The sequence below is a fragment of the Moraxella sp. K02 genome (assembly GCF_041154755.1).
In the GTDB taxonomy this organism is placed as follows: Bacteria; Pseudomonadota; Gammaproteobacteria; order Pseudomonadales; family Moraxellaceae; genus Faucicola.
Genome location: NZ_AP031590.1, coordinates 732,275 through 744,224 on the forward strand (window position 1 = coordinate 732,275; position 11,950 = coordinate 744,224).

At 44.0% G+C, this 11,950-nt stretch carries 11 protein-coding genes; 7 read left to right on the top strand and 4 right to left on the bottom strand.

Annotation, left to right across the window (positions count from 1 at the left end):
• Positions 1–46 precede the first annotated feature (46 nt).
• Positions 47–583: a gamma carbonic anhydrase family protein gene (locus ACAM39_RS03360; RefSeq protein WP_313425427.1), complete on the top strand. Its 537-nt coding sequence runs from the start codon at positions 47–49 to the stop codon at positions 581–583.
• A gap of 96 nt (positions 584–679) precedes the next feature.
• On the opposite strand, the gene ACAM39_RS03365 is transcribed toward ACAM39_RS03360, so the two are convergent.
• The 3 genes from ACAM39_RS03365 to asd form a co-directional block, all read right to left on the bottom strand.
• The gene (locus ACAM39_RS03365) at positions 680–2,428 is read right to left on the bottom strand and encodes a hypothetical protein (protein WP_369628222.1); all 1,749 of its coding nucleotides are present in this window, start codon (positions 2,426–2,428) and stop codon (positions 680–682) included.
• Positions 2,429–2,585: 157 nt separating this feature from the next.
• Positions 2,586–4,049: a type IV pilus assembly protein FimV gene (locus ACAM39_RS03370; RefSeq protein WP_369628223.1), complete on the bottom strand. Its 1,464-nt coding sequence runs from the start codon at positions 4,047–4,049 to the stop codon at positions 2,586–2,588.
• Between the two features lie 430 nt (positions 4,050–4,479).
• On the bottom strand, positions 4,480–5,622 hold the full coding sequence (asd, locus tag ACAM39_RS03375; protein WP_309596319.1) for an aspartate-semialdehyde dehydrogenase: 1,143 nt from the start codon (positions 5,620–5,622) through the stop codon (positions 4,480–4,482).
• Between the two features lie 303 nt (positions 5,623–5,925).
• Here asd and ACAM39_RS03380 point away from each other — a divergent pair, with 303 nt between their 5' ends.
• The 5 genes from ACAM39_RS03380 (at position 5,926) to ACAM39_RS03400 (ending at position 10,005) form a co-directional block, all read left to right on the top strand.
• The gene (locus ACAM39_RS03380) at positions 5,926–7,047 is read left to right on the top strand and encodes an endonuclease/exonuclease/phosphatase family protein (protein WP_369628224.1); all 1,122 of its coding nucleotides are present in this window, start codon (positions 5,926–5,928) and stop codon (positions 7,045–7,047) included.
• 511 nt (positions 7,048–7,558) lie between these two features.
• Entirely contained in the window at positions 7,559–8,311 is a 753-nt protein-coding gene (gene rpe, locus ACAM39_RS03385; protein WP_369628225.1) for a ribulose-phosphate 3-epimerase, read from the top strand.
• Between the two features lie 35 nt (positions 8,312–8,346).
• On the top strand, positions 8,347–8,655 hold the full coding sequence (locus tag ACAM39_RS03390) for a hypothetical protein (protein ID WP_248145401.1): 309 nt from the start codon (positions 8,347–8,349) through the stop codon (positions 8,653–8,655).
• Between the two features lie 98 nt (positions 8,656–8,753).
• Positions 8,754–9,074, top strand: coding sequence for a hypothetical protein (locus tag ACAM39_RS03395; protein WP_369628226.1), 321 nt, complete (start codon positions 8,754–8,756; stop codon positions 9,072–9,074).
• Positions 9,075–9,273: 199 nt separating this feature from the next.
• A complete protein-coding gene (locus ACAM39_RS03400) occupies positions 9,274–10,005 on the top strand; it encodes a hypothetical protein (protein ID WP_369628227.1) in 732 nt (243 codons plus the stop codon).
• 96 nt (positions 10,006–10,101) lie between these two features.
• Here ACAM39_RS03400 and rluB read toward each other — a convergent pair whose 3' ends face one another.
• Positions 10,102–10,965, bottom strand: a complete 864-nt coding sequence (gene rluB, locus ACAM39_RS03405; RefSeq protein WP_036591148.1) for a 23S rRNA pseudouridine(2605) synthase RluB — start codon at positions 10,963–10,965, stop codon at positions 10,102–10,104.
• Between the two features lie 234 nt (positions 10,966–11,199).
• Between rluB and ACAM39_RS03410 the strand changes: the two genes are divergently transcribed.
• Positions 11,200–11,898, top strand: coding sequence for a DUF805 domain-containing protein (locus ACAM39_RS03410; RefSeq protein ID WP_369628228.1), 699 nt, complete (start codon positions 11,200–11,202; stop codon positions 11,896–11,898).
• Positions 11,899–11,950 lie beyond the last annotated feature (52 nt).

The following is an 11,950-nucleotide window of genomic DNA, read 5'->3' on the forward strand; positions in this document are numbered from 1 at the left end:
GGGTCAGTTTTTTAGTTGATGCGCTTTTTTTTCATAAGGATTTGATATGCTGTACCAATGGCAAGATAAAAAACCCACTTATCAGGCACCCTTCACAGGCTGGGTCGCAGACTCCGCTGAAATCATTGGCGATGTACATTTAGCTGATAACGTCAGTGTGTGGTTTGGCGCGGTGATACGCGCAGATAATGCGCCGATTTATTTGGGCAAAAATAGTAATGTGCAAGAAAACAGTGTGATACACACCGATGAAGGTATCGCCGTCACCATTGGCGAAGGCGTGACAATTGGGCATTTGGCGATGCTACACGGCTGCACTGTTGGTGATAATAGCTTAATTGGTATCGGTGCGATTGTGCTCAATAATGCCCAAATCGGCAAAAACTGCATCATCGGTGCCAATGCGCTTGTCACCGAAAATATGCAAATCCCAGATAATTCCATCGTGATGGGTAGCCCGGCTAAAGTTGTCAAAACCTTGCCGCAGGGGCGCGAAGTGATGCTTCAACTATCCGCATTACATTATGTTGAAAAAGCCCATGCTTTTAAAGCAGGACTTAAGCCTATAGCGATTGAGTATTAAGTTTTTTGCGTATTAAGTTTTTATAAAGTAATTCAAAAAAAATTAGACCAAAAAAAGGATAGTCAATTTACTATCCTTTTTTTATGCAATACATGATTAAGCAATACGTTGTCTTAACGCTGTAGCACGTTCTACCAATATCGTGTTGTTACTGTCTTTGATTTCATCAAGCAAGCGTTTGGCACTGTCGTATTCCCCTAAATTCACATACTGTTCTGCCAAATCTACGTTTAAGGTATCCGTGTCGATATCCTTAATGACATCGAGAATCGCTGATAAATCTTCAACAACTGGTGCTGTTGTTGAGATTGCGTTATCTGCAATCGATGTCGTTTCAGGACTAGCGATTGGGGTGGTAGTTGTTTGTGTATTTGCTGGAGTAGCTGCCTGAGTAGTTGAGTCATCAAAAGACAAATCAAACATATCATCTGAGATAAGTAGCGAATCAGATGGTTTAGGGGCTTTGACTTCAGGAGCGCTGACTTCTGCCAAGTCAACGACAGGCTCAGCGACTGATGGGGTAGCAGGCTTGGCTAGTGAAGCCGCTTCTGCTTGGCGTAGTAATTCATCATCCAAAGCAAACGATGTAATATCTGTGGCTTCATCACTGGCAACCGGTACAGAAGTCACCGCATCAGAAGTTAGATTGCTAGATGCTTTGGTATCTGACGCGTCAAAGCTTAAGACTGCTTCTGTAGTAGCGTCATTGGTTGGAGTAACCGCTGGTTCAGCGTTCAAATCAAAGTCGAAATCAAAATCATCTGCGATGTTGTTGTCAGCGCTCGGTGCAGCCGTTGGGGTCGTTAGCATTGGCGCTGTAGCCGTAGCGGCAGGTGTTGATTGCGTCTCTGGTAAACTAAAGTCAAAGTCAAAATCGCTGTCGCTAATAGCATTGTTATTGACGTTATTTGCTGACGCGGTTGTAACAGGTTCATCTATCGGCGCAAAAATTTCGGTAGGTGATTCTAGGGCAAGGGCAGCGACAGTCGCAGCGGTCGCGGGCTCTTTGCTAGGTGGATCAAAATCAAAATCGTCAAAAGTGAACTCATTTGATTGTGATTGCGCCGCTGTGGTTTCAGTGGTAGGCTCAGTTGCAGTGGGGAGAGGGGCGATTTTGGTTTCAGGTACATCAAGTGTAAAGTCAAAATCTAACTCATTATCGGCATTGTTGCTAACACCATCAACTGGGTTTGCTGGCTGTGCCGCTTCAGTGACGCTGGGCATGGCAACCTGTAAAGTGCTGTTGATGGCTGGCTTATCACTGTCTTGTTTAAAAACTGGCAAATCAAAATCAAGTCCATCTGATTCAACAGCTTCAGGGGTATCGGTCATCACTGTGCTGCGTGCAGTTATCCTTTGTTCTTCATCTACCAGCATTTTTAGGTTATTGGCTTGGGTGGTGAGATCAACATCGCTGAGTGCCAATACCTCTAGGTAGAAGGTATTAAAGTGCTGATAATCTTTAGCCAAGGCATAGCTATTAAGTAAAGTAAAATTCAACCCACTATGTGAAGGATGATTTTTTAGCGCACGACGTAACGTTGTGATAGCGCCCTCATAGTCTTGGGTTTGAATCAATTGCTCAGCCGCTTGTAACTCATGCTGCGCACTCTCGGCGGTATTGAGGTTTTGAGCAGTCTGCAAAGTCGTTTGCGGTAGGTCAGGCGCAGCTTGGCTTGGCGTCTGCGATTGACGTTGCAGTTCTAATTCGCGCTGCTGCTCAGCCAAGGTTTTTGGACGTTTGACTTGGGTATGAGTAGCAACCGTTGTCTGGCTTTTACCTTTCTTCATTAAGAAAACCCCAGCAATAACTATCAAAATCACCACTGCTGCGATACCTATCATTATCGGATCCATCTTTTACCTCATCGTTACGGTAGATAGTTATCATTAGGGCATAGCAAGATATAAGCTACCGCTTAATGCGACTAATGAATCACCACAAATTTGTTGTACGGTATGGAATGACACAGCACACAGGCAATATCATCCACGCGCTGTATTATTTTTTGTTTAACTCTTTTAAGCGTTTTTCTAATTGGGCAAGCTTGGTGTTTTGTATTTTCAAGCGATTTTCAGCACCCACTAAGTCTTGATTGAGTTTGTTAACTTTAGTGGCTTGCTGGGCGGTGGCTTGGCGTTTTTGCTGCACTTGAGCCGCCACTTGGGATGACATCCCTTTGCCTACCTTGTTGTTGCTACGCTGACCTTGTACTAAACCATTGGTATGATTAGGTGCGATGATGGTCATTTCAGATTTTTTAGTCGCTGCGTATGGACGCGGTGTTTTTTGTGCTTTAAGTGTCTTTTTTGTCGTTTTTGGGGTGGCTGGTTGTTTAGCAGCAGATTTTGGTGCGATGACAGATTTTTTGCTTGCGACACGTCTTTTATTTTGACGATATTGTTGTCGCGCTTTATTGGCTGATTTTATCCCAATTTGTGAAGGGACTACTTTGTATTTTGGGATTTGTAATTGAGTATTGGCGACAAGTTTGCTTGGGTCATTATCGGGGAACGCGGTCGGGTTGGCTGCCATGATATCTGCCATCACTTGATCGATATCTTTGCGGTTTACCGCTGCGATATTACTGGCGATGGTCCAAAGGTTATCATTGCGCTGTAGTGTATAAGTGGTTGTCTCGCCAATGATTTGCGGGTTTTTGGCGCTATACTTAGATTTAGATTTGGATTTGGATTTGTCTAAAGGTTGGTTGCCATAACTAGCTGCCGGGCTTGGCAATTGATTATCTGTGTCGTTTGTTTGGATGGGGTTTTGCGTTTGTGGCACAGCTGGATTATAGACAGTGCCATTTGGCTGAACAGTTCGAACCGTTCGCGTTTCTTGGATACGCAAGTAGTCACTGTTTTCGCTAGCCAGCGTCATTGAGGCGGCGCCAACGGGCATACCAGTTGTAGGTAAATTAGGCAGTTGGTTGATGGTGGTTGATGGCAACGTTATCGGCTGCATGGGCATAGGGTCGGGCGACATAACAGGCAACTGCACAGGATTGGCCGAACCTATGACGATGTTTTGCGCAGGTGATTGCAAAGCCGTGGTATTGGCTTGCGTGGTGATTTTTTGTGCGCTGTCGATGGGCATCAACAAGGTTTTTGGCAGCGTTTTGGTCACGCCATTTTCCGTGATATTGAGCACCACATCGGTAAATGGGGCATTAATCGCACGGTTGGTTGTCAATACAATCTGACCGCCATTGCTACTGGTTGGGACAAATTTGATTTGAATATCGGCATCTTTTGACAAGCCTAGTTGGCGATACACATCAGCTTGGGCGACTTTGACAGAAAAATTTCTTGGATTGATATCACTGACATTAATACTGGCGTTTAAAGGTTGGTTTTGTTGGGTTTGTACATAAGTATCGCCAATATTGACGGCGTAAGCGACAATTGGAAGCGATAAGGGAAAACCCAATACCAAGTGTACAGAGTATTTTTGCCAAGACATAAAAAATCCTTGCTGAAGGTATCATAGCCTAGTTAGGGGTGTTAAAAAATGCCTACTTGTTTGGTTCATGGTAGTCAATATACCGACAGGCAATATTCAAATATCAAATTAATCGATAGTCCAACAACTTGACAAAAGTTTCAGTCAAATTATCTGCTCAACTTTACACTTTTTGTCCAAAACTCTCAATAGTCTGGCTCGCTTATTATTGGCATAAAGCTTGGGATAAAGCCCTCTGCTGATAGCAATTTACGCGTGGATTGATGTTTGGATAATGACGTTATACTATCAATACCCTGACAACGGCAATCCCTGTCTACTGGTCATGGCGTTTTTTAGGGGTAAATAACGGATTAACACTATCAGGTTTATCTACTCAGGCATAAAAAAACACGCCCTAATCAGCGTGTTTTTAGAACAAACCTTGGGTTTATAATTGATTGCGGATAATCGCAAGTGTGCGGCGTAATGGCTCTGCCGCGCCCCATAACAACTGATCGCCCACGGTAAAGGCGGATAAATACTCACCACCTAGATTCATCTTACGAAGACGACCTACGGCAACTTTAAGGGTGCCAGTGACCGCGACTGGGGTTAACCGCTCAACGCTTGCTGCTTTGTCATTTTCTACCACATCTAGCCACTCATTACCACTGTTACGAAGCGCAGCTTCAATTTCTTCTAGAGGGATGTCTTTTTTTAGTTTGATGGTCAAGCCTTGTGAGTGACAACGCATGGCACCGATACGCACGCAGATACCATCAATCGGCACAATGTTGGCATTAGTCTTGTCTGCATCATTGCCTAGGATTTTGTTGGTTTCAACACAGCCTTTCCACTCTTCTTTTGATTGCCCGTTTTCTAGCTGCACATCAATGTAAGGAATTAAGCTACCAGCAAGCGGCGCACCAAAGTATTGTTTTGGGAAGTCGCTGCTACGTTGTAATTCGGCTACTTTACGGTCAATTTCTAAAATTGCGCCTGCCGGGTTATTGAGTTCGTCTGCGACGCCATCATGGATGTAGCCCATGCCCTTGATAAGCTCACGCATATTGTTGGCGCCCGCACCACTTGCCGCTTGGTAAGTCATCGCAGATACCCATTCAACCCAATCACGTTTGAACAACTCACCAATCGCCATCAACATCAAAGATACCGTACAGTTACCACCGATAAAGTCTTTTTGACCATTTTTGATAGCGTCATCAATGACATTGCGGTTGACTGGGTCTAGGACGATGATGCTATTGTCAGTCATACGCAGGGTGCTTGCTGCATCAATCCAGTAACCTGTCCAGCCTTTATCACGTAGCGGCTGATGGACTTCTTTAGTATAGTCACCGCCTTGACAGGTAATAATGGCATCACAAGCCGCTAAAGCCGCTAAATCATGCGCATCTTCAAGCTTGCTAGGGGCAATGCCATTTGGGGTAGGGGCATCACCACCGGCATTACTGGTAGAGAAAAACACGGGGGTAATCCCTTCAAAGTCGTTTTCATCCATCATACGTTGCATTAATACCGAACCGACCATTCCACGCCATCCGACCAAACCTACGCGTAGCTGACTCATGATAACCCTTCCTTACTGTAAACAAAATAAAATAAATAGTGCAGAAAATCCACATTGATTTTTCAATTAGTAACCTGCTACCTTGCCTGTATTTGTAAGGTTTTGCAAGTGAATTTTTTTTTACATGGGCCATCTATTTAGCTATAGATGGTAGGCTGATAGCGATGTCAGGGTGAAAAATACCGTTTGGCAACACAACTGCAATTTATCAGCCGTATTTTTGTGGCTACTATATCGCCATGCTAATGATAACAAGCTAATATTGACCAACGTGAACCGCAATATAACATGAAAGGATAGACAATGACGCTGTTGTTACAGTTGCTAGCAGGTTTTGTGGTTTTTGCAACTTTTTGGGCAACCATCCCTAGGTTTGAATGGTGGTTTAGGATTGCTGATTTTCCCAGAAATCAATTGATTTTTTTGGGGGTAGTGGCGCTCATTGGCTTACTTTGGCTGGGCGCTTTTGACAGTCGTTGGCAGATGGGATTGATTTTACTGCTGGTTATTGCGCTGGCTATGCAAGCGTACATGGTGTTGCCTTATACGTTTTTGTGGAAGAAACAAGTGCAAACAGCAAAGCCAAAGTCACGCGATTATCAAGTGAAATTATTGGTTGCCAATGTGTTGACGACCAATCCAAATAAACAAGCTTTGATTGACCTTATCCATACCCATCAACCCGATATTGTATTGACACTCGAAACTGACCAAGTGTGGCAAGACGCTTTAAGCCCCATTGAGGCTGACTATCCATTTAACGTCAAAGTACCACTCGATAACTTGTATGGTATGCATTTGTACTCAAAGCTTGAGCTTATCAATCCCCAAGTAAAATATCTGGTGGTTGATGATATTCCATCAATTCATACCCAAGTTCGCCTAGCCATGGGAAAGGTTGTTTGGCTATACTGCTTGCATCCCATGCCACCGAGTCCAACCGAAGCCGATAAATCGGTGACACGGGATGCTGAGCTATTAATGGTAGGCAAGCACATCAACGCCAACGATTTGACGGTGATTGTTGCAGGTGATCTTAACGATGTGGCTTGGTCGCATACCACACGCATGTTCCAGCGTATCTCAGGCCTACTAGACCCTCGCATTGGGCGCAAATTCATCAATACCTTTCACGCCAGTTACCCATTTTTGCGCTGGGCGCTTGACCATGTTTTTCACAGCAATCACTTCACGTTGGTATCCATGGCGCGTATGCCGAACATTGGCTCCGACCATTTCCCCGTGCTGACTACTTTACAATATGAACCTGAAGTCATGGATGAGCAGCCTGAACCTTTGCCAAGCATCGCCGATCACCAAGAGGCAAAAGAAACCATCAAAGAAGGGGTCAAAGAAGGCGAAAAACTATCGGAAGCTCAGAGTGATAGCGCTAGTGATGCTAGCAAATTATTGAAAGGCTTATGAGAAAGCTAACAGCGGGCAATCTAAAACCGCATGTAAGCATTTGCTTACAACAGATTCCGCCTTTTGCGGCTAGTAACCAACCGTGCAACAACCTACAATGAACTCATCAACACAAGGATGATACCAAGGAATGGTAGTGTTGAAACGCTCAGGATGAGTAATATCATGGAAAGCCAATAATAATAACATAGTTGACATGAAGTGCCCTAAAACCCAAGTCTATTGCCCTAAGACTTGGGTTTTATCTTTTTTGGTATTTATCAATCATAATCTAGCATAGTCTAGCTACCTTGTTTTTTGCTTGTTTTGACTAGTTAAATGTAAATTCTGCAAGGCTTGTGGCAGATTTATTTTCACGGGCAGCAAATAGTCGCTGTCGGTAGTCCCAGTTAACAAATAATAACCACCAAATAATAGCCACCAAGTAATAGTCACCAAATAGTCGAAGTTTTTTAAAATAATCTTTGCTAAAATATCCGCAATTTTTAATCAAAGCTGACGGACAATGACGATGAACCAGTCTGAAATTCTTGAAGACTCACCTAAACAAGCACCTAATAACTTTGCTCATCCAACTAATGATAGCCAATTTCTGATTGCGCCTTCGATTTTGTCGGCAGATTTTGCCCGTCTGGGCGAGGAGGTCGAGAAGGTTATCGCCGCAGGTGCAGACGTGGTGCATTTTGACGTGATGGACAATCATTATGTCCCAAATTTGACCTTTGGTAGCATGATTTGTCAGGCACTGCGTGATTATGGGGTAACTGCGCCGATAGATGTGCATTTGATGGTGTCACCGGTTGATAATATGATTGAGCAGTTCTTAAAAGCCGGCGCCAGCATCATTACCTTTCACCCAGAAGCCACGCAACATGTCGATCGCTCTTTACAACTCATCAAAGATGGGGGCGCTGACTGTGGACTGGTGCTCAATCCTGCCACGCCGCTACACTATCTAGACTATGTGATGGATAAAGTTGACCAAATTTTATTGATGAGTGTTAACCCAGGGTTTGGTGGGCAAGCATTTATTAATGGCACCCTCAAAAAAATTGAAGCAGTGCGCGAAATGATTAGGCTATCGGGTCGCAATATTCGCCTTGAAGTCGATGGCGGTATCAAAGCCAGTAATATTCGTGCGGTTGCCGAAGCAGGGGCTGATATGTTTGTCGCAGGTTCAGCGATTTTTAATCAACCTGATTATCGCCAAGCGATTGATGCGATGCGTGCTGAACTGGCTTTGGTCGGTCGCTTGCCAGCGTAAATGCGCCACAAGCCATGATACACAAGGAAATTGGTATGGACGTTCAATCCCCGTCTTTAGTACCCAAAGGGCTGACAATTGGACTGGCAATATTTGCGGTGTTGCTAGGACTGGCAGGTTTTGGGTTTAGGTTGATGTTTGGCGATAGTTTATCATCAATATTGCCCTCACTGGTGAGTACCATTGCGATTTTTTGGCTGGGTATTCCACTGGCTTTTGTCGTTGGCTCAAAGGTGTTAAATCGCTACTCGGGGCGTGCACCGATTCAAAATCGCAATGCGTTAACCTTGGGTTTGTTATTTAGCTGTGTGGCGATGCTATGGATGATGGCGGCATATTCGTAGCGGTTCGTTCGGCGAGTCGGCACCCATCAAGACATTAACGCCACAAATTGACGCTACACATAACACCAATCCTCAGTAATTATTTAGGAATTTATTGAATGGCATTGCCACATTATACTAAGCAAGAATTATCGATTTATCCCAGCAATCTTCCAAAAGGCTTAATCAACACACTGATAGTTGCCTGTTTGTTGTTAGGATTGGCGGCTTTACGTAGTAGCAAGGGAATGCAAGGCTGGCTCAATGTCATCGAAAATTGGGTGTTTATGCTATTGTGGATTCCGCTTGCCGTCACTATTTGCGCATTACCTTTTAAGTTACGGGATGACAGTTTTGAGCTTAAATTGGCGTATTATCTCGGTATGTTTGTGGCATTTTTATTTGTAATTAATAAACTTCGCTATTGGCATACCATGTAAATATGATGATTTAGGGTAGCAGTTAATAGCTAAAAGTAATAGCTAAAAGTTTTGCGCAATACTTTTTTTTGACCGAGGAATTTTTAGGCTTACCTAAAACTAACATGCTTGAATTTTTAAACAGTTGCAATCATAGTAATGCTATATTTGCTTTTTATAGTCAGGTTTTTATTGATAAACAAGCTGTTAGGGCGTATAGATGAATATTTTGCTCGGTATATTACTGGCTGTGTTGATTTTGTTGATAAGCTTTTTGGTGTATCGATGGATAAGGCTGGCTTGGTATAAATTACATGACATGGCAGGTATTGAGGTCGGTATGTCTCAATATTCTGTGCCGCCCACAGCATCGCCGGCAAAACCAGAAACCATGCGTTTGGCGTACCAATCAAACCTGCCAATTCCCAATACCTTCGGTAGTGATAGCCGTTTTGACTTAATGCCACGTGCTAGCAAACATGCAAGCAATAAAAAATGGTTTAAAGCAAAAAATCAACAACCGCGATTATCTTCACCTTCGATTTTAGGTATTGATGGCGCGTCAATTGAACGTATGCCAACCGCTGCCGTGATGCTGCTTGATACCATCCATGACAAACACATTCGTTATCAGGCGTGGCAACGTGACCAAAGCCAGTCAGCCAATCAACCAGACCACCCGCAAACCCAATGGTTGACTGAAAATAAGTTTGTGGTCAATCGCTTGCTTGAACAGACGATTCCTGAAGCAGTGCACCAGTATGACCAAATTGCCAAATATCATCCCAGTCAGCTCAATCAAAAAATTCAGGGTGAGATGACCGCAGGCGAGATGCTAATTGAGGTATTGGCTCGGGTCAATCTGCAATTAGATGAATTGCTCAATGAGATGTTTCATGAAGTCAGCCAGCAATTTGCGTCAACTTACCGCTATGTCAAAAATCGCACGTAGTCGATGGTAGATTAACATTGGTATATTAACATAAAAAAAGCGTATCAATTTGATACGCTTTTTTTGTAAGTTTCTTTTTTGTAAGTTTTATAGCGGTTAGCTGCTTCTTTTTTCTTTATCGCGGCGTAAATGATGACCACCACGGCGCGCTTTTAGCGGTTTTTTCTCAAAGCGTTCTTGGCGGCGTTTGGCAATGCCGTAAAGCCCTGTGCCTTGGCGCGGGCGAATGTTGACAAGTCCTGCTAAGGTGTCAATCTCACGGCGATCTAGCTCAAGGTAGCGACCCGTGCGAAGTTCCCTTGGGAGACTGACAGAGCCGTAACGGATACGCAGTAATCGGCTTACTTTTAAGCCTTGCGATTCAAATAAGCGGCGTACTTCACGATTGCGACCTTCTTTGAGTTTGACTTGGTACCATTTGTTGATACCTTCACCGCCTTTTTCAACGATGTCGTCAAACTGTGCCATACCATCTTCTAGCATGACGCCACGTTTGAGATTTAAGATAATCTCAGGGGTGACTTCGCCCATCACACGCACCGCATATTCGCGCTCTATTTCATTTGATGGGTGCATCAGACGGTGAGCCAGTTCACCATCATTGGTAAATAGCAATAAACCCGTTGAGTTGATGTCCAACCGACCCACCATTACCCAGCGGTCATGGTTCAGTGGTGGCAGGCGCTCAAACACCGTAGGACGACCTTCTGGGTCATGGGCTGAGCAAATTTCGCCTTCTGGCTTGTAATACATCAAGATACGGCGGCGTTTTTCGTTTTCTGCGGTATAGCGTAGCAAACGTCCATCGACTCGGATTTCATCGCCCTGTCCGACACGGTCACCAATGGTAGCGACAGTGCCGTTAACACTGACGCGACCTTCGCGAATCACATCTTCCATTTGGCGGCGCGAACCTAAGCCTAGCCGGGCGAGGGCTTTTTGCAGTTTTTCGTCTTTCATTCAATAATCCTTTAATAGGTAGCAACATTTCACAATGTTGTGCCAGCATGAAACTTCATGCTTGTGCGTATTGTAGGACAAGCGATGGTTGAATGCTAGTATAAAGTCATGTGGCTAAATTTTAACCAGTATTTTAACCAAAAATTTAATATAAATAATATCACATTGTAAAAATTATTTTACGTTATAATCATCGACATAAGTGAATCAATACAATTAAAAGGAATAATAACAATGAAAGGGCAAATAGCCAATTTCTCGCCGCAACATGGTCAAGGTATCATCATGGGGGATGACGGCAAAAATTACCCATTTACTAGCCAACAATGGCAACAAGCCACGGCACCGATGGCAGGACAACAAGTAGAATTTAGTGTCGATGCGCAGGGTTATGCGGTGGCAGTTGTCGGTCTTGCCGCAGGCAATGCAATCAATCTAAATAAACCGATAGATAGCACGATTGCGCCCATCCATCACGGCTATACAGACAACCCTACAACTGCCAACTATGGTCAAGTTACTCACGCAGCGGGCATGAATGCCGTCAATCCAGCATGGGCGATTGAAGAAAATTATGGCTTTTTTGATTGGGTTAAAAAAAGTCTCAGCAATTATGCCAATTTTAAAGGGCGTGCTAGACGTAAAGAATATTGGTATTTTTATTTGGCGTGGGTCATGTTGTATCTGGGTGGGGCAATCATTGATTATATGATTGGTACTGATGGCATTGTGGCGGGGCTTATTTCTTTGGCGTTGGTGATTCCCAATATTGCAGTCGGTGTTCGCCGTTTACATGATGTTAATAAATCAGGTTGGTGGATGCTGATTGCCTTTATCCCCATCATTGGCGGGATTATGCTGCTGGTGTGGTATTGCACAGATACCAAGCCGAATGTCAACCAGTGGGGCGCCCCTGCTCGCCGCTTGCCTTAATGCATTCTTGATGCAGGGTCTTTAAACAGGATCTTTAAGAAGCTGCCCAGTC

Coding starts and splice junctions, on each gene's coding strand:
- ACAM39_RS03395 (WP_369628226.1), top strand. CDS start 8,754: ATGGCATTGCCACATTATACTAAGCAAGAATTATCGATTTATCCCAGC.
- asd (WP_309596319.1), bottom strand. CDS start 5,622: ATGAGTCAGCTACGCGTAGGTTTGGTCGGATGGCGTGGAATGGTCGGT.
- ACAM39_RS03410 (WP_369628228.1), top strand. CDS start 11,200: ATGAAAGGGCAAATAGCCAATTTCTCGCCGCAACATGGTCAAGGTATC.
- ACAM39_RS03400 (WP_369628227.1), top strand. CDS start 9,274: ATGAATATTTTGCTCGGTATATTACTGGCTGTGTTGATTTTGTTGATA.
- rpe (WP_369628225.1), top strand. CDS start 7,559: ATGAACCAGTCTGAAATTCTTGAAGACTCACCTAAACAAGCACCTAAT.
- ACAM39_RS03370 (WP_369628223.1), bottom strand. CDS start 4,049: ATGTCTTGGCAAAAATACTCTGTACACTTGGTATTGGGTTTTCCCTTA.
- ACAM39_RS03360 (WP_313425427.1), top strand. CDS start 47: ATGCTGTACCAATGGCAAGATAAAAAACCCACTTATCAGGCACCCTTC.
- ACAM39_RS03365 (WP_369628222.1), bottom strand. CDS start 2,428: ATGATAGGTATCGCAGCAGTGGTGATTTTGATAGTTATTGCTGGGGTT.
- ACAM39_RS03390 (WP_248145401.1), top strand. CDS start 8,347: ATGGACGTTCAATCCCCGTCTTTAGTACCCAAAGGGCTGACAATTGGA.
- rluB (WP_036591148.1), bottom strand. CDS start 10,965: ATGAAAGACGAAAAACTGCAAAAAGCCCTCGCCCGGCTAGGCTTAGGT.
- ACAM39_RS03380 (WP_369628224.1), top strand. CDS start 5,926: ATGACGCTGTTGTTACAGTTGCTAGCAGGTTTTGTGGTTTTTGCAACT.